Raw genomic sequence first — 16,161 nt, 5'->3', positions numbered from 1 at the left:
CTCGTTCAGTCGGGTCAGCCGAGCCTCTGGCGCTTCGGCGCCAGCATCGTGCCACGGCAGGCGGCACTGCCGCAACGGCAGGCGAACTGGCGCTTCAGCGCCGGCGTGTAGCGCTCGTCGATCACCAGGCCGTAGTCGTAGAACAGCTCCTCGCCCGGCTTGATATTGCGCAGCGCCTTGATGAAGACGCGCTCGCCGTCGTCGTCGGCTTCGCAATTCGGCGCGCAGGCATGGTTGATCCAGCGCGCCGCGTTGCCGCCGAATTTCGCATCGATCACGCGGCCTTCGTCGATGTGGAAGTAGAAGGTGTGGTTCGGATCGCTCGGGTCGTGCGGATGGCGGCGCAGCGCCTCCGGCCAGGTGATGATCTCGCCCGTGTACTCGATCACCGTCTCGCCCTTCTTGATCGGGCGCCGCGCGAAGACCCCCTTGCCGTGCACCCCGCTCTTGCGGATCTGGATGCGCCGGCCGGCGGCCGGTGTCGTGGGCTCGGCGGCGGCCGTGCCGTTTCTCTTTCCGCCGCGGGTCGTGGGGGCGTCGGCTTGCGTGGTCGGCTTCATTCGGTAAAGTGAATTCATGGGCGCGCGCGTGTACACGTGTGCCGCGTGCGCGCGCGAAAGAAACGGATTGTAGGCAGACCGCCTTCTTCAGGAACCCCGACTGCACTCCATGAGCAAGACACTCATCATTGCCGAGAAGCCGAGCGTGGCGCAGGACATCGTGCGCGCGCTGACGCCGGTGACCGGCAAGTTCGAAAAACACGCCGAGCACTTCGAGAACGAGACCCACGTCGTCACCAGCGCCGTCGGCCACCTGGTCGAGATCAAGGCGCCCGAGGAATACGACGTCAAGCGCGGCAAGTGGAGCTTCGCCCACCTGCCGGTGGTGCCGCCGCACTTCGACCTGGCGCCGATCGACAAGGCCAAGACGCGGCTCAACGCGGTGGTCAAGCTGGTCAAGCGCAAGGACGTCACCGCGCTCGTCAACGCCTGCGACGCGGGCCGCGAGGGCGAGCTGATCTTCCGTCTGATCGTGCAGTACGCCGACGGCGGCAAGGCGCCGCTGAACAAGCCGGTCCGGCGGCTGTGGCTGCAGAGCATGACGCCGCAGGCGATCCGCGACGGCTTCGAGCAGCTGCGCAGCGACCAGCAGATGCTCGGCCTGGCCGATGCGGCGCGCAGCCGCTCGGAGGCCGACTGGCTGGTCGGCATCAACGGCACGCGCGCGATGACGGCCTTCAACTCGCGCGACGGCGGCTTCTTCCTGACCACCGTCGGCCGCGTGCAGACGCCCACGCTGTCGATCGTCGTCGAGCGCGAGGAGAAGATCCGCAAGCACGTCGCGCGCGACTACTGGGAAATCAAGGCCGGCTTCGAGGCCGCCGCCGGCGGCTACGAAGGCAAGTGGTTCGATCCGAAGTTCAAGAAGAACGACGACCCTGATGCGCGCGCCGACCGCCTGTGGACCGAGGCCGAGGCCAACGCTATTCGCCACGCGGTGCTCGGCAAACCCGGCACCGTCAGCGAGGAGTCGAAGCCCAGCAACCAGTCGAGCCCGCTGCTCTATGACCTGACGACGCTGCAGCGCGAGGCCAACGGCCGCTTCGGCTTCTCGGCCAAGACCACGCTGTCGATCGCGCAGGCGCTGTACGAGAAGCACAAGGTGCTGACCTACCCGCGGACCGACTCGCGCGCACTGCCCGAGGACTACGTCGGCGTCGTCAAGCAGACCTTCGAGATGATCGCCAGCGAGGACCTGCCGGGCCCCTTGCGCGAGCTGGCGCCGCACGCGAAGAAGGGCCTGAAGGACGGCTACGTCAAGCCGATCAAGCGCGTCTTCGACAACACCAAGGTCTCGGACCACTTCGCGATCATCCCGACCTTGCAGCCGCCGAAGAGCCTGACCGAGGCCGAGGCCAAGCTCTACGACATGGTCGTCAAGCGCTTCCTGGCGGTGTTCTACCCGCCGGCCGAATTCATGGTCACCACGCGCATCACCCAGGTCGCCGAGCACCAGTTCCAGACCAACGGCAAGGTGCTGGTGAACCCGGGCTGGCTCGCGGTCTACGGCAAGGAAGCGCAGGACGAGGACGCCAACCTGGTGCCGGTGCAGCCGAACGAGCAGGTGGCCAACGAGCACGTCAGCGTCAATGCGCTGAAGACCAAGCCGCCGGCGCGCTACAACGAAGGCACGCTGCTGTCGGCGATGGAAGGCGCCGGCAAGCTGATCGACGACGACGAGCTGCGCGCCGCGATGCACGAGAAGGGCCTGGGCACGCCGGCGACGCGCGCGGCGATCATCGAAGGCCTGATCCTCGAGAAGTACATGCTGCGCGAAGGCCGCGACCTGATCGCCACCGCCAAGGCCTTCCAGCTGATGACGCTGCTGCGCGGCCTGGACGTCGAGGACCTGACCAAGCCCGAGCTGACCGGCAACTGGGAATACCAGCTCGCCGAGATGGAGCATGGCCGGCTGGCGCGCGAGACCTTCATGAAGGAGATCGCCAAGATGGCCGAGCGCATCGTGCGCAAGGCCAAGGAATACGACCGCGACACGATCCCCGGCGACTACGCCACCTTGTCGACGCGCTGCCCGCAATGCAGCGGCATCGTCAAGGAGAACTACCGCCGCTTCACCTGCACCGGCGCCGACGGCGCATCGGAAGGCTGCGGCTTCTCGATCACCAAGATCCCCGGCGCGCGCAGCTTCGAGCTGCACGAGGTCGAGACTTTCCTGCGCGACAAGAAGATCGGCCCGCTCGAAGGCTTCCGCTCGAAGGCCGGCTGGCCCTTCACCGCCGAGTTGAAGCTCGTCTACGACGAGGAGATCAGCAACTGGAAGCTGGAGTTCGACTTCGGCGAGGACCAGAAGAATGCCGAGGGTGACGGCGAGCCGGTCGACTTCAGCGGCCAGCCCTCGCTGGGCGCCTGCCCGAAGTGCAAGGGCCACGTGCACGAGTACGGCACGAACTACGTCTGCGAGCATGCCGTCGGCGCGCACGTGACCTGCGACTTCAAGACCGGCAAGGTGATCCTGACGCAGCCGATCCCGCACGAGCAGGTGACCAAGCTGCTGGCCAGCGGCCGCACCGACCTGCTCGATGGTTTCGTCTCGAACCGCACGCGGCGCAAGTTCAAGGCCTTCCTGGTCTGGGATGCGAAGGAGGGCAAGGTCGGCTTCGAATTCGAACCGCGCGGCGCGAAGGCGCCGGCGGCGAAGAAGACGGCCGCCGCGAAGAAGGCGGTGGAGGTGAAGTGAGTGTTGTCGTGGCGCGCGGCGACTTGAGCTGCGTGCTCGACGTGAGCGTGGTGCCGAACGCCAAGCGAACCGAGGTCGATGGCACGCATGACGGTGCCTTGCGCGTGCGCCTGGCGGCGCCGCCCGTCGACGGCAAGGCCAATGCGCGGCTGATCGATTGGCTGGCCGGCGAGCTCGGCTGCCCGAAGCGGGCGCTGAGCCTGCTGCGCGGTCAGGCGGCGCGGCGCAAGCAGGTGCTGATCGAGCTGCCGTCGGCGACCGTGACTGCGTGGGTGGACGCGCAGTTGAAGCGTTAGCGCATCGCCTCCCGGCTCAGGCCCTCGATCTCCGCGCTGACCTCGACCAGCCGCGTCGCGACGACGCCGAATTCGCGCCCGGCGCTGCCGGCGCGCGCGGCGACGATGCGCGCGTTCAGCGCGACGAAACGCGCCTCGCCGGCGATGCGCTCGATGCGGCCGATCAGCCCGGCCTGGCGCTGCTGCGCACGCGCCGCGGCATCACGCGCCAGCGTCTCGTAGAGCTGCGTCAGCCGGTTCAGCAGCGCCAGCACCGGCGTCGCGCGTTCGACGAGCTGGCTCAACGCGGGGCGTGCCAGCGCCACATCGGTGCGCAGTGCCTGTTCGGCCAGCGCGGCGAAATCGCGCACCGCGGCTTCGGCGCTGGCGCCGCCGGCCTCGCCCGCCGGACCGGCGAGCGCCTGGCGCAGCAGCGCGGGCGGCGGCGGCAGGCCATCGCCGCCCCGGACCAGCCGGGTGTGCGCGGCACTGAACTGGCGTAGCGCATCCAGCGCCGCGGCGCGCGCCGAGCCGTCGCCGCGGTCGGCCAGCAGCGCCATCAGCACGATGCGCTGCGACAGCATGCGCTGGCGGCCGGCCAGGTTGATCAGCGCCGACCACAGCTCGGCGCCGATCGCAGGCGGCTCGTCGACCTTCGCCGGCGCGACCGCGCGCAGCACCGTGTTCATTGCCAGGCTGGCCATCATCGGCTCCCGAGTGGTTCTCGGGGCAGGCCGTACGCAAGCATCGTGCCCGCCGTTTGCAGGCATCATGCGCAGCCCATGTCGATGCTCGTCTTTCACAAGCTGCTGGCGATCTTCGTCACCGTCGCGCTCGGCTGGATCGCCGGGCGCATGCGCTGGCTCGGCCAGGGCAGCCCCGGCAGCGACCCGGCGCGCACGCTGTCGAACGCGGCCTTCTACATCTTCGTGCCGGCGCTGCTGTTCCGCACCACCGCGCGGCTCGATCCGTCGACCATGCCCTGGGGCTCGGTGGTGGCGTTCTTCGTGCCGGTGGTGGCGATGCTGCTGGTGGTCTACGCGGTGCAGCGCTGGCGCGGCCGCGCGCCGACCGCCGGCGGCGACCTCGAAGCGCACGAGCGCGCCGCCGCCGCGCCGTCGGCGCGGGCGATCGCGGCGACCTTCGGCAACTCGCTGCAGGTCGGCGTGCCGCTGGTCGCGGGGCTGTTCGGCGAGAAGGGCCTGGGCATCCACATCGCGCTGATCAGCCTGCATGCGCTGATCCTGCTGTCGGTGCTGACCGTGCTGGTCGAGCTCGACCTGGCGCGCGCCCGCGCCCGCCACGAGGCCACCGCCGGCCTGCTGCGTACCTTGCGCGTTACGGTGCGCAATACGATCATCCACCCGGTCGTGCTGCCGGTGCTCGCCGGCATGCTGTGGAACGTCACCGGCTGGCCGCTGCCCGGCCCGCTCGACGAGACGCTGGCGCTGCTGGGCACGGCCGTACCGCCGATGTGCCTGGTGCTGATCGGCCTGTCGCTGGCCTACTCCGGCACGGGCGGCGGCTTGCGCGGCGCGCTGGTCATCAGCCTGCTGAAGCTCATCGCGCTGCCGGCGCTGGTGCTGGCGGCCGCCTACTGGGGCTTCGGCCTGACGGGGCTGCCGCTGCAGGTCGTCGTGCTGATGGCCGCACTGCCCACGGGCAGCAATGCGCTGATGTTCGCCCAGCGCTACCGGGTGCAGGAAGCCGAGGCGACGACGACGATCGTCGTCTCGACCCTCGGTTTCGTGTTGACGGCGCCGCTGTGGCTGGCGGTGCTCGGAGCGATTGCATGATGTTCCCCACTCCTGCCGTGCTGGCCGCCGACGCGGTGGAGGCCGATGCCCTGCGCGAGGCCTTCAACGCCGCCTTCGGCGACTACCTGATCGGCCCGATGGCCGTCAGCGCCGAGGCCTGGCCACTGCTGCTGGCGCGCCAGGGCGCGCAGCTGGCGGCCAGCCGCGTGATCGTCGAGGGCGGTCAGGTGCTGGCCTTCGCGCTCGTCGCGCCGCACATCGCACCGGGCCGCAGCCGGCTGGCGACGATGGGCGCGCGGCCCGAGGCCCGCGGCGCAGGCCATGCACCGCGGCTGCTCGACCGGGTGCTCGCCGAGGCGCAGGCGCGGGGCGACCGCTCGATCGAGCTCGAAGTCTTTGCGCGCAATGCGCGGGCGCTGGCGCTGTACCACTCGCGCGGCTTCGAGCAGGTCGCGGAGCTGCACGGCTACGCGCGCGCGTCGGGGGGGGCCCTGGTGCCGGTCGAGGACCGCATCGACGAGAGCGGCGGCCAGGCCGACGCGGTCGCCTGGCTCGAACACTGCGGCGTCGAGGGCCTGCCGTTCCAGCAGACGGCGGCCTCGATCGCCGCGCTGCGCGTGCCGCTGAAGGCCTGGCGCTGCGCCGGTGCGCAGCTGGTCTTCAGCGATGCCGACCCGCTGCGCATCGGCGTGTTGTGCCTGGTCGATGCCGACGCGCGCCAGCACGGCGCCCGGCAGCTCGCCCGAGCGCTGGCCGCGCACTACCCGCAGGCCACGCTGCGCATGCCGCAGCTGCTGCGGCCTGACCGCGGCGGCGATGCGCTGGCCGCCGAGGGCTGGCAGGTCGAGCCCTTGCACCAGCTGCTGCTGAGGCGATCCTTGTCGGCGGCGCGCGCTGCGGGGTGATCTGGGAAAATCCGCCCATGAGACACCGTCGCATTCGCGGGCCGAGCGCCGGGCCGCTCCCAAGCCGGCCCGCATCCCCTCGGGGGATCGGCCGATGTACTCATCGGACGAGGGGCTGACATGACATCGAACGACATCCCCGCATACATGGCCCACGTGGGCACGGCTGCCCGCGCGGCGGCAACGCGCATGGCCGCGGCGCCGACCGCGGCGAAGAACGCCGCGCTGCGGGCGCTGGCGCGCCGGCTGCGCGAAGCGGTGGAAGCGCTGCAAGCCGCCAATGCGCTGGACCTGGCCGCGGCGCGCGCCGCCGGCCTCGCCGAGCCGATGGTCGACCGCCTGAAGCTCACGCCGGCGGCCATCGAGACGGTCGCCGAGGGTTGCGAGCAGATCGCCGCGATGCCCGATCCGATCGGCGAGATCACGGGCGTCAAGCGCCGGCCCTCGGGCATCAGCGTCGGCCAGATGCGCGTGCCGCTCGGCGTCTTCGGCATGATCTACGAGAGCCGGCCGAACGTGACGATCGAGGCCGCGTCGCTGGCGATCAAGAGCGGCAACGCCTGCGTGCTGCGCGGCGGCTCGGAGGCGCTGCAGAGCAACCTGGCGCTGTGGCAGCTGGTGCAGGCCGCGCTGCTCGACGCCGGGCTGCCGGCCGAAGGCGTGCAGCTGGTCGAGACCACCGACCGCGCGGCCGTCGGCCGGCTGATCGCAATGCCCGAGTACGTCGACGTGATCATTCCGCGCGGCGGCAAGGGCCTGATCGAGCGCATCGCCGCCGAGGCGCGCGTGCCGGTGATCAAGCACCTTGACGGCAACTGCCACGTTTACGTCGACGCCGAGGTCGACCTGGCGCTCGCGCTCACGGTCACCGACAACGCCAAGACGCAGAAGTACAGCCCTTGCAATGCCGCCGAATCGCTGCTGGTGCACCGGGCGCAGGCCGCTGCCTTCCTGCCGCGCATCGGCGAGTGCTTCGCCGCCAAGGGCGTCGAGATGCGCTGCTGCCCCGACAGCAAGGCACTGCTCGCCGGCGTGCCGGGCGCACGGCTGGTGGACGCCACCGAGGCCGACTGGGCGACCGAGTACCTGGCGCCGATCATCAGCATCAAGGTGATCGATTCGCTCGACGAAGCGATCGCGCATGTCAACCGCCACGGCTCGCACCACACCGATGCGATCCTGACGACGAACCACGCATCAGCGATGCGCTTCCTGCGCGAGGTCGATTCGGCCAGCGTGATGGTCAACGCCAGCACGCGCTTCGCCGACGGTTTCGAATACGGCCTCGGCGCCGAGATCGGCATCAGCACCGACAAGTTCCACGCCCGCGGCCCGGTCGGGCTCGAGGGGCTGACGTCGATGAAGTGGATCGTGCTCGGCCAGGGCGAGGTGCGCACTTGATGCAGGCGGCGGCGCGCGATGCGCGCACCGCGATCGTGCTGTTTTCCGGCGGGCAGGACTCCACCGCCTGCCTGGCCTGGGCGCTCGAGCATTACGCCCGCGTCGAGACCGTCGGCTTCGACTACGGCCAGCGCCACCGCATCGAGCTCAAGTGCCGCAGCCGCGTGCGCGCCGAGATGGCCGCGTCCTTTCCGCATTGGGCCGAGCGGCTCGGCGACGACCACCTGCTGAACCTGGCGCTGCTCGGGCAGATCTCGGACACCGCGCTGACCGACCAGCGCGCGATCGAGCTGCAGGCCAACGGGCTGCCGAACACCTTCGTGCCCGGGCGCAACCTGCTGTTCCTGACCTTCAGCGCCGCGCTGGCCTACCGGCGCGGCGCGTCGGTGCTGGTCGGCGGCATGTGCGAGACCGACTACTCCGGTTACCCCGACTGCCGCGACAACACGATCAAGGCGACGCAGCTGGCGCTGTCGCTCGGGCTGGCCATGCCGATGACGATCGAGACGCCGCTGATGTGGCTGGACAAGGCGCAGACCTGGGCGCTGGCCGAGGCACTCGGCGGCGCGGTGCTGACCGAGATCGTCATCAACCACACCCACACCTGCTACCTCGGCATGCGCGGCAAGCGCCACGCCTGGGGCCATGGCTGCGGCAGCTGCCCGGCCTGCCGCTTGCGCGCCGATGGCTACACCGCGTGGCGCAGGAGTGTCGAACCGTGAGTCTCGTGCCGTGGTGGGGTTGGGTCCTGCTCGGGCTCTCGTTCTTCTGGATGCTGGGCGCGCACAACCGGGTCGTCGCGCTGCGCACGGCGATCATCAGCGCGTGGAGCCAGGTCGACGGCGTGCTGCAGGCGCGTCTGCAGGCGCTGGCGGCGCTGCGTGCGGCGGTCGAGCCGCGGCTGGCGGCCGAGCAGGCGGCGCTCGACGCGGTGGCCGCCGCGCACGCGCAGTTGGCGCAGGCGGCCGAGGCGATGCGGCCGCGGCCGACCGACGAAGACGGCCCGGCCGCGCTGGCGCGCGCCGAGGCCGCGCTGGCGCCGGCGCTGGTGCGCCTGTCGGCGCTGATCGAGCAGCATGCCGACTGGCGCCACGAAGAAGCCGTCGCCCGTCCGCAGCAGGTGCTGCAGGAGCTGGCACCGCGCTGGCAGTTCGCGCGCCAGATGTTCAACGATGCCGCCGCGGCCTACAACGCGGCGATCGAACAGTTCCCGACGCGGCTGCTGAAGCGGCTGTTCCGCTTCCGCCGCGCCGGCAGTTTCTGAGCGACACTCGTCGCCAGCTTGTCTGGAGGAGTCCGACGAATGAAGCTGCTTCGAACCCTGGTTCCGGCGTTGGCCGTGGCGCTGCCCGGCGCGGCCGCGCAGGCCGCCGACGATGTCCAGCAACTGCGCATCGCGGCCCTGGCGGCCACCTGCGCCAACTGCCACGGCACGGCAGGCGCGGCGGTCGACAAGAGCGTCGTGCCCGGCCTGGCCGGCCTGCAGCCCGCGTACTTCGTCACCCAGATGAAGGAGTTCCGCGGCAGCGGCCGCAACGCGACCGTGATGCACCAGATCGCCAAGGGTTACTCCGAGGCGCAGATCGAGCAGCTGGCCGCGTACTTCGCGGCCCAGAAGCGTTGAGCGGGAGGCGAGCATGAACCAGCGATTCGATGTGACGTCCGCCGGGCGGCGCGACTGGCTGCGCGGCATGTCGGCCGCGGCGATCGGCGGCAGCGCGCTGTTCGCCGGCTGCGCCACCCCCGCGATTCCCGAGCGCACGCGCGTGCTCGTGGTCGGCGGCGGCTACGGCGGCGCGACGGCGGCGAAGTACCTGCGCCTGTTCTCCGGCGGCAAGCTCGACGTCGTGCTGGTCGAGCCGAACGACGCCTTCGTCAGCTGCCCGGTCAGCAACCTGGTGCTCGGCGGCAGCAAGACGCTCACCGACATCACGACGCCCTACGACACCTTGGCCGCGCGCCACGGCGTGCGCATCGTCAAGGACACGGTGGCCTCGATCGACGCCGCGAAGAAGACCGCGACCTTGGCCTCGGGCCCGACCATCGCCTGGGACAAGCTGGTGCTGTCGCCGGGTGTCGACCTGATGTTCGACAGCATCGCCGGGCTGCGCGCCGCGCACACCGAGGGCCGCATCCTGCAGGCCTGGAAGGCCGGGCCTGAGACCGCGGCGCTGCGCCGCCAGCTCGAGGCGATGCCCGACGGCGGCGTCTATGCGATCGTCGTGCCGGAGGCGCCGTACCGCTGCCCGCCCGGACCCTACGAACGCGCCTGCCAGGTCGCGGCCTACTTCAAGGCCGCCAAGCCGAAGTCGAAGGTGCTGATCCTCGATGCGAACCCGGACGTCACGTCCAAGGGTCCGCTGTTCAAGAAGGTGTGGGCCGAGAGTTACCCCGGCATGGTCGAGTTCCGCGGCCAGCACAAGGCGGCGTCGGTCGATGCGCGCAGCAACACCGTCAAGTTCGAGGTCCAGGAAGACGTCAAGGCCGACGTGCTGAACGTGCTGCCGCCGATGCGCGCCGGCGCGATCGCGGTGCAGGCGGGGCTGGCGAACATGAACCAGCGCTGGTGCGGCGTGAACTACCAGACCTTCGCATCGACCGTGGCGCCCGACATCCACGTGCTCGGCGATTCGATCCAGATCGCGCCGGCGATGCCCAAGAGCGGCCACATGGCGAACAACCATGCCAAGGTCGCCGCCGCGGCGATCGTTGCGCAACTCGCCGGCTGGGAGATCAACCCGGCGCCGATGCTGACCAACACCTGCTACAGCTTCGTCGACGCCAAGCGCGTGATCCACGTCGCCAGCGTGCACGAGTACGTGGCGGCGGAGAAGACCTTCAAGACGGTGGCCGGCTCGGGCGGCGTGTCGACCGGGCCGACCGAGCTCGAAGGGGAATACGGCTGGAACTGGGCCCGCACGATCTGGGCCGACATGTTGTCTTAGGCCGACGTCAGCACATCACCGAAGCGGTCGCCACGAGCTCGTCGAACAGCGCCATCGAGGCCTTGCCCGAGACGCTGTACGGATCGAGCGTCGCGGTGGCCGAGTACTTCAGCAGCAAGGCCGGATTGAGCCGGCCCATGTTGACCTGGCCCATCGCCCAGCCGGCGAAGCGGCGCTCGCCGATCTCCTCGTAGTTCAGCAGGATCAGCTCGCCGTGGCGCGGGTCGGCGGCGATGCGGCCGTAGAGCCGGCTCACCGCCGATCGCCCGCCTTCGAGCGCCTGGATGAAGATGCCGCTGGAGTAGCACAGCAGCCCGGTGATGCCGTGCTGCGGATTGTTGTGCTTGCTCTGGCGCAGGATGTTGTGCAGCTCGTCCTGGTCGAGCGTCGGCACCGCGCGGCTCGCGTACATCAGTCGTACCAGCATCACGATCGGTCTCTTTCTCCCCGGCGAGCGGGGCGGCTCATTTCTTCGACAGCAGGGCCAGGAATTCGCGGCGCAGGTTGGGGTCCTTCAGGAACGAGCCGCGCATCACGCTGTTGGTCATCGACGAGTCGTCGTCCTTGACGCCGCGCCAGTGCATGCAGAAGTGGTCGGCCTCCATCACGATCGCCAGCCCGTCGGGCTTGACGCGCTCCTGCAGCGCGTCGGCCAGCATCACCACCGCCTCTTCCTGGATCTGCGGCCGTGTCATCACCCAGTCGGCCAGGCGCACGTACTTCGACAGCCCGATCAGGTTCGAGTGTTCGTTGGGCAGCAGGCCGATCCACACCTTGCCGAGGATCGGGCACAGGTGGTGCGAGCAGGCGCTGCGCACGGTGATCGGCCCGACGATCATCAGCTCGTTCAGGCGCGAGAAGTTCGGGAACTCGGTGACCGAGGGGCTGGGCACGTAGCGGCCGCGAAACACCTCGTCGATGAACATCTTGGCGACGCGCTTGGCCGTCTCGTTGGTGTTGTGGTCGCTGTCGGTGTCGATCACCAGCGCCTGCAGCACGCCCTGCATCTTGAGCTCGACCTCGCGCTTGAGCTCGTCGAGCTCGCCCGGGCGAATGTGCTCGGCGATGTTGTCGTTGGCGTGGTAGCGGCAGTCGGCGCCGATCAGCCGGTAGCGGATGCGCTCGGAGGCCGGCAGCCGCGCCAGCTCCTCCTCGTTGCGAAAGATCGGCAGGGTGTCGGAGGTCGACATGGGCAATGGGGTGCGAACGTTCGAAGGGGTCCATTGTGCGCCGCTAGACTGCTCGCGATGGCCACCGCCCCCTCGCCCCCGCTCGCGCGCTTGCTCGACCAGACCGCCGACGCGGTGGCCGCGGTGCGCAGCGGCCGCTCGTTGACCGAGGTGCTGGCGCGCTGCCCGGTCGAGTTGAAGCCCGGCACGCAGGCGCTGTCCTTCCACGTGCTGCGCTGGTGGGGTGGTGCGCAGGCGGTGCGCGCGCTGATGGCGCCGAAGGCCCCGCCGGCCAACGTCGATGCGCTGCTGTGCTCGGCGATCGCGCTGCTGTGGCCGGGCAGCGAGCCGCCGTATGCCGAGCACACGCTGGTCGACCAGGCGGTCGGCGCGGCGCGCCAGCGCACGCCGGCGGCGGCGAACTTCGTCAATGCGGTGCTGCGCCGTTTCGTGCGCGAGCGCGACGCGCTGGTGGCCGCGGTGCAGCCGCAGCCGATCGCCGCGTTCAACCATCCGCTGTGGTGGATCGAGCGCATCAAGCAGGACTGGCCGCAGCACTGGCAGGCGCTGCTGGGCGCGGCGAACAAACATCCGCCGATGGTGCTGCGCGTCAACGCGCGGCGCGGCACGGCCGCGGCCTATGTGCAGCGCCTGGCCGCCCAGGGCCGCGGCGCGCAGGCGATCGGCGAGCAGGCGGTGCTGCTCGACAAGCCGCTGCCGGTGACCGAGCTGCCCGGCTTCGCCGAGGGCGAGGTCTCGGTGCAGGACCTGTCGGCGCAGCGCGCCGGCCCGCTGCTGCTGGGTGCCGGCGCCGATCGGCTGAGCCCGCCGGGCCGCCCCAAGGGCGAATACCTGAGGGCGCAGCCCGAAGGTGTCCCAGTGACTGCTCGCGCCCGCGTGCTCGACGCCTGCGCCGCGCCCGGCGGCAAGACCGCGCAGCTGCTCGAGCTGGCCGACGTCGACCTGCTGGCGCTCGACAGCGACCCGCTGCGGCTGACCCGCGTGCAGGAGACGCTGAACCGGCTGCAGCTGAAGGCGCACTTGCAGGTGGCCGATGCGCGCGAGCCGGCGCGCTGGTGGGACGGCCGGCCCTTCGACGCGATCCTGCTCGATGCGCCGTGCACCGCGTCGGGCATCGTGCGCCGCCATCCCGACGTACGCTGGCTGCGCCGGCCCGATGACGTCGTCGCGCTGTCGCGCATCCAGGCCGAGCTGCTCGATGCGCTGTGGCCGCTGCTGGCACCGGGTGGCCGGCTGCTGTACGCCACGTGTTCGGTGTTCCGGCTCGAGGGCCAGCAGCAGATCGACGCTTTTTTGCAACGCCACGCGGCCGACAAACCCTGGCTCGACCCCGCCTCACCCGGTCATCTGCCGGGGCTGCCGGACAATGCCCCACGGCCCGGATTCGCCTCTGAAACAAGCGGTGACGGCTTCTTCTACGCGCTGATCCACAAACCATAGAACTTGCGCCTTCGATGCGCCGCACACAAGTCCAAGCACTGCTGCCGCGCATCCTGACCAGGCTGGTGTTGTGGGCCGTGCTGACCATCGTGATGGGGGCCGGCGCGCCGCTTGCCCGTGCCCAGGGTGTCGAGCTCACCAGCCTGCAGGTCAACCGTGCCGACGGTGCCTTGGCGCTGGAATACTCGGCCCGGCTGACCCTCTCGCGTGCCATCGAGGATGCGCTGCAGCGCGGCGTGCCCATGTACTTCACCGCTCATGCCACCGTGTTGCGCAGCCGCTGGTACTGGCGCGACGAGCGGCTCGCCCGCGTTGCGCGCACCTGGCGGCTGTCGTACCAGCCGTTGACGGCGAGCTGGCGCGTCAGCCTCGGCGGCCTGGCGCAAAGCTTTCCGACGCTGTCCGAGGCGCTCGCGCCGATGTCGCGGGTCGCCGGCTGGCGGCTCCTCGAGGCCGAAAAACTCGACTCCGGCGAGCGTTACTACGTCGAGTTCAGCTTCCAGCTCGACAACAGCCAGCTGCCGCGGCCGATGCAGCTCGACCTCGGCGACGACTGGAAGCTCGGCATCGAGCGCTGGATCCGAGTCGAGTGATGACGTCGCGCAGGCACCCATGACCAAGTCCGCGCGCTGGGCGCTGCTGGTGTCGCTGATCGCGGTGCTCGGCCTGTCGCTGCTGCTGATCTACCTGCTGTCGCTGGGCACCGCGGGCCGGGCGATCGAGCGCCATTTCGTCTGGCTGTTCTGGGTCAACGTCGGTGTCGGCGGGCTGCTGCTGCTGGCGATCGGGCTGGCGGCCGTGCGCTTGGTCGTGCGGCTGCGCCAGCGCAAGTTCGGCAGCCGGCTGCTGGCCAAGCTGGCCGGCATCTTCGCGCTCGTCGGCGTGCTGCCGGGGCTGCTGATCTACACCGTGAGCTACCAGTTCGTCGCCCGCAGCATCGACAGCTGGTTCGACGTGCAGGTGGCCGGAGCGCTCGATGCCGGCCTGGCGCTCGGCCGCGGCACGCTCGATGCGATGGCCACGGAGCTGGCCGTGAAGACGCGCACCGCCGCCGAGCGGCTGTCGGACAGCCGCAGCCCGGTCGGGCCGCTGGCGCTCGAGCGCGTGCGTGAGCAGCTGGGCGCACGCGATGCGGTGCTGTTCGGCGCCGGCGGCCAGGTGATCGCCAGCGCCGGCGGCAGCGCCTCGGCCATCGTGCCGGAGCGCCCGTCGACCACGCTGCTGCGCCAGGCCCGCGCGGCGCGCAGCGCGAGCCACGTCGAAGGCCTGGACGACGAGCCGCAGCCCGGCGGCCGGCCACCCGAGGCGCGGGTGCGCGCGATCGCGCTGGTGCCGAGCAACGACATCAGCCTCGCCGGCGGCGAGGACCGCATCCTGATGGTGGTGCAGCCGGTGCCGCAGCAGCTGGTCGCCCACGCCCTGGCGGTGCAGGCCGCTTACCGCGAGTACCAGCAGCGCGGCATCGCCCGCGACGGCCTGAGCCGCATGTACATCGGCACGCTGACGCTGTCGCTGGTGCTGTCGGTGTTCGGCGCGCTGCTGCTGGCGGTGATGCTCGGCAACCAGATCGCGCGGCCCCTGCTGCTGCTGGCCGACGGCGTGCGCCAGGTGGCCGACGGCGACCTGACCGCCAAGCCGGTGTTCGCCTCGCGCGACGAGCTCGGCGGCCTGACGCGCAGCTTCGCGCAGATGACCGAGCAGCTCGCCGAGGCGCGCGTGCAGGTGCAGCGCGGCGTCGCGCAGCTCGAGGGCGCGCGCACGCGCCTGCAGACCATCCTCGACAGCCTGACCGCCGGCGTGATCGTGTTCGACAAGCGCGGCCTGATCGACACCGTGAACCCGGGCGCGACGCGCATCCTGCGCCAGCCGCTGTCAGCCTACCGCGGCCGCGCGCTCGACGAGGTGCCGGGCCTGGCCGAATTCGCGCAGGCCGTGCGCCAGCGCAGCGACCTGCACCAGCAGAGCCCCGAGGCCGGCGAGCGCGACCACTGGCAGGACGCCTTCGAGCTGAAGGTCGGCGAGCAGGAGACCGTCAACCTGCTGCTGCGCGGCGCCACGCTGCCCGCCGCTGCCCGGCTGCTGGTCTTCGACGACATCACCGAGGTCGTCTCGGGCCAGCGCTCGGTGGCCTGGGCCGAGGTCGCGCGGCGGCTGGCGCACGAGATCAAGAACCCGCTGACGCCGATCCAGCTGTCGGCCGAGCGCATCCAGCACAAGCTCGAGGCCAAGCTCGAAGGCGCCGACCAGTCGATGCTGCAGCGCTCGGTGGCGACCATCGTCGCGCAGGTGCAATCGATGAAGCAGCTGGTCAACGAATTCCGCGACTACGCGCGCCTGCCGGCGGCCGAGCTGCAGCCGCTGGACCTGAATGCGCTGGTCGGCGAGGTGATGGCCCTGTATGCGTCGACGCACGAGCAGGGCCGGCTCGACACCCGGCTGGGCACGCCGCTGCCGCCGATCATGGGCGATCCGACGCAGCTGCGGCAGGTCATCCACAACCTGGTGCAGAACGCGCTCGATGCGGTCGCCGAGCGGGCCGACGGGCATGTCACGGTCGCCACCGAAGTGGCGCGCACCGAGCAGGGCGTGCCGCGCGCGGTGCGGCTGAAGGTCTCCGACAACGGCGCCGGCTTCGCCGACAAGGTGTTGAAGCGCGCCTTCGAACCCTATGTCACGACCAAGAGTCGCGGCACCGGGCTCGGGCTCGCGGTGGTCAAGAAGATCGCCGACGAACATGGCGCGCGGGTGCGCATCGCGAACCTGCATGCTGCAGGGGATGCAGCAGCGGAAGCCACCTTGTCCGGTGTGCCCGCGGGCGCGGCCGCGGGCACCGCGGACGAGGGTCCGGTCAGCGGTGCGCAAGTTTCGCTATCATTTTCCCGCTTTGCCCCCGCGCCTTCCGCACCCCCATCGGTCACGCCGCCCCCTGGCCTGGCCTCTGAAAACACACCGGGCGCCGGCCGCTGGCCTTGAACCGGCACCGCATCCAG

General features: G+C 70.6%; 16 protein-coding genes. 12 read left to right on the top strand and 4 right to left on the bottom strand.

The genetic code is table 11. The features are described 5' to 3' along the window. Positions 1 to 14: 14 nt before the first annotated feature. Entirely contained in the window at positions 15 to 560 is a 546-nt protein-coding gene (locus tag HLB44_RS04375; RefSeq protein WP_173120932.1) for an SET domain-containing protein, read from the bottom strand. Positions 561 to 669: 109 nt separating this feature from the next. Between HLB44_RS04375 and HLB44_RS04370 the strand changes: the two genes are divergently transcribed. Both HLB44_RS04370 and HLB44_RS04365 read left to right on the top strand, forming a co-directional pair. Continuing rightward, the gene (locus HLB44_RS04370) at positions 670 to 3,258 is read left to right on the top strand and encodes a DNA topoisomerase III (RefSeq protein ID WP_173120930.1); all 2,589 of its coding nucleotides are present in this window, start codon (positions 670 to 672) and stop codon (positions 3,256 to 3,258) included. Next, positions 3,255 to 3,554: a DUF167 family protein gene (locus HLB44_RS04365; protein ID WP_173120928.1), complete on the top strand. Its 300-nt coding sequence runs from the start codon at positions 3,255 to 3,257 to the stop codon at positions 3,552 to 3,554. Before HLB44_RS04370 ends, HLB44_RS04365 begins: the two co-directional genes overlap by 4 nt. On the opposite strand, the gene HLB44_RS04360 is transcribed toward HLB44_RS04365, so the two are convergent. Continuing rightward, positions 3,551 to 4,237: a type IV pili methyl-accepting chemotaxis transducer N-terminal domain-containing protein gene (locus HLB44_RS04360; RefSeq protein ID WP_173120926.1), complete on the bottom strand. Its 687-nt coding sequence runs from the start codon at positions 4,235 to 4,237 to the stop codon at positions 3,551 to 3,553. The two genes, HLB44_RS04365 and HLB44_RS04360, sit on opposite strands and share 4 nt — an antisense overlap. Positions 4,238 to 4,315: 78 nt before the next feature. Between HLB44_RS04360 and HLB44_RS04355 the strand changes: the two genes are divergently transcribed. The 7 genes from HLB44_RS04355 (at position 4,316) to HLB44_RS04325 (ending at position 10,541) form a co-directional block, all read left to right on the top strand. Further along, entirely contained in the window at positions 4,316 to 5,329 is a 1,014-nt protein-coding gene (locus HLB44_RS04355) for an AEC family transporter (protein ID WP_173120923.1), read from the top strand. Beyond that, positions 5,326 to 6,195 (top strand): GNAT family N-acetyltransferase, encoded by an 870-nt coding sequence (locus tag HLB44_RS04350; RefSeq protein ID WP_173120921.1) that lies wholly within the window; start codon positions 5,326 to 5,328, stop codon positions 6,193 to 6,195. Before HLB44_RS04355 ends, HLB44_RS04350 begins: the two co-directional genes overlap by 4 nt. A 147-nt stretch (positions 6,196 to 6,342) precedes the next feature. After that, positions 6,343 to 7,596, top strand: a complete 1,254-nt coding sequence (locus HLB44_RS04345) for a glutamate-5-semialdehyde dehydrogenase (protein ID WP_425500764.1) — start codon at positions 6,343 to 6,345, stop codon at positions 7,594 to 7,596. Next, a complete protein-coding gene (gene queC, locus HLB44_RS04340; protein WP_173121334.1) occupies positions 7,596 to 8,318 on the top strand; it encodes a 7-cyano-7-deazaguanine synthase QueC in 723 nt (240 codons plus the stop codon). The genes HLB44_RS04345 and queC overlap by 1 nt, the downstream gene beginning before the upstream one ends. Beyond that, positions 8,315 to 8,860, top strand: a complete 546-nt coding sequence (locus HLB44_RS04335; RefSeq protein WP_173120917.1) for a LemA family protein — start codon at positions 8,315 to 8,317, stop codon at positions 8,858 to 8,860. Before queC ends, HLB44_RS04335 begins: the two co-directional genes overlap by 4 nt. A 39-nt stretch (positions 8,861 to 8,899) precedes the next feature. Further along, on the top strand, positions 8,900 to 9,220 hold the full coding sequence (locus HLB44_RS04330) for a c-type cytochrome (protein WP_173120915.1): 321 nt from the start codon (positions 8,900 to 8,902) through the stop codon (positions 9,218 to 9,220). A gap of 13 nt (positions 9,221 to 9,233) precedes the next feature. Beyond that, on the top strand, positions 9,234 to 10,541 hold the full coding sequence (locus HLB44_RS04325) for an NAD(P)/FAD-dependent oxidoreductase (protein ID WP_173120913.1): 1,308 nt from the start codon (positions 9,234 to 9,236) through the stop codon (positions 10,539 to 10,541). A 7-nt stretch (positions 10,542 to 10,548) separates the two neighbouring features. Here the strand turns inward: HLB44_RS04325 and HLB44_RS04320 are convergent, their stop codons facing one another. Then, positions 10,549 to 10,968: a BLUF domain-containing protein gene (locus tag HLB44_RS04320; protein ID WP_173120911.1), complete on the bottom strand. Its 420-nt coding sequence runs from the start codon at positions 10,966 to 10,968 to the stop codon at positions 10,549 to 10,551. A 37-nt stretch (positions 10,969 to 11,005) separates the two neighbouring features. After that, entirely contained in the window at positions 11,006 to 11,731 is a 726-nt protein-coding gene (gene folE / locus HLB44_RS04315; protein WP_173120909.1) for a GTP cyclohydrolase I, read from the bottom strand. Positions 11,732 to 11,788: 57 nt separating this feature from the next. Here folE and rsmB point away from each other — a divergent pair, with 57 nt between their 5' ends. Genes rsmB through HLB44_RS04300 form a run of 3 tightly spaced genes read left to right on the top strand, consistent with a single transcriptional unit; the run spans position 11,789 to position 16,144 of the window. Beyond that, positions 11,789 to 13,171 carry a 16S rRNA (cytosine(967)-C(5))-methyltransferase RsmB gene (gene rsmB / locus HLB44_RS04310; RefSeq protein WP_173120907.1) on the top strand — a complete coding sequence of 461 codons (1,383 nt, stop codon included), beginning with the start codon at positions 11,789 to 11,791 and terminating at the stop codon, positions 13,169 to 13,171. Between the two features lie 14 nt (positions 13,172 to 13,185). Next, positions 13,186 to 13,764 carry a DUF4390 domain-containing protein gene (locus HLB44_RS04305; RefSeq protein WP_173120905.1) on the top strand — a complete coding sequence of 193 codons (579 nt, stop codon included), beginning with the start codon at positions 13,186 to 13,188 and terminating at the stop codon, positions 13,762 to 13,764. Positions 13,765 to 13,783: 19 nt separating this feature from the next. Next, positions 13,784 to 16,144, top strand: a complete 2,361-nt coding sequence (locus HLB44_RS04300) for a sensor histidine kinase (RefSeq protein WP_173120903.1) — start codon at positions 13,784 to 13,786, stop codon at positions 16,142 to 16,144. The last annotated feature ends 17 nt before the right edge of the window (positions 16,145 to 16,161 follow it).

The organism is Pseudaquabacterium terrae, from assembly GCF_013266755.1.
Taxonomy (GTDB): Bacteria; Pseudomonadota; Gammaproteobacteria; order Burkholderiales; family Burkholderiaceae_C; genus Pseudaquabacterium; species Pseudaquabacterium terrae.
This window is presented reverse-complemented; position numbering and strand designations above follow the sequence as displayed.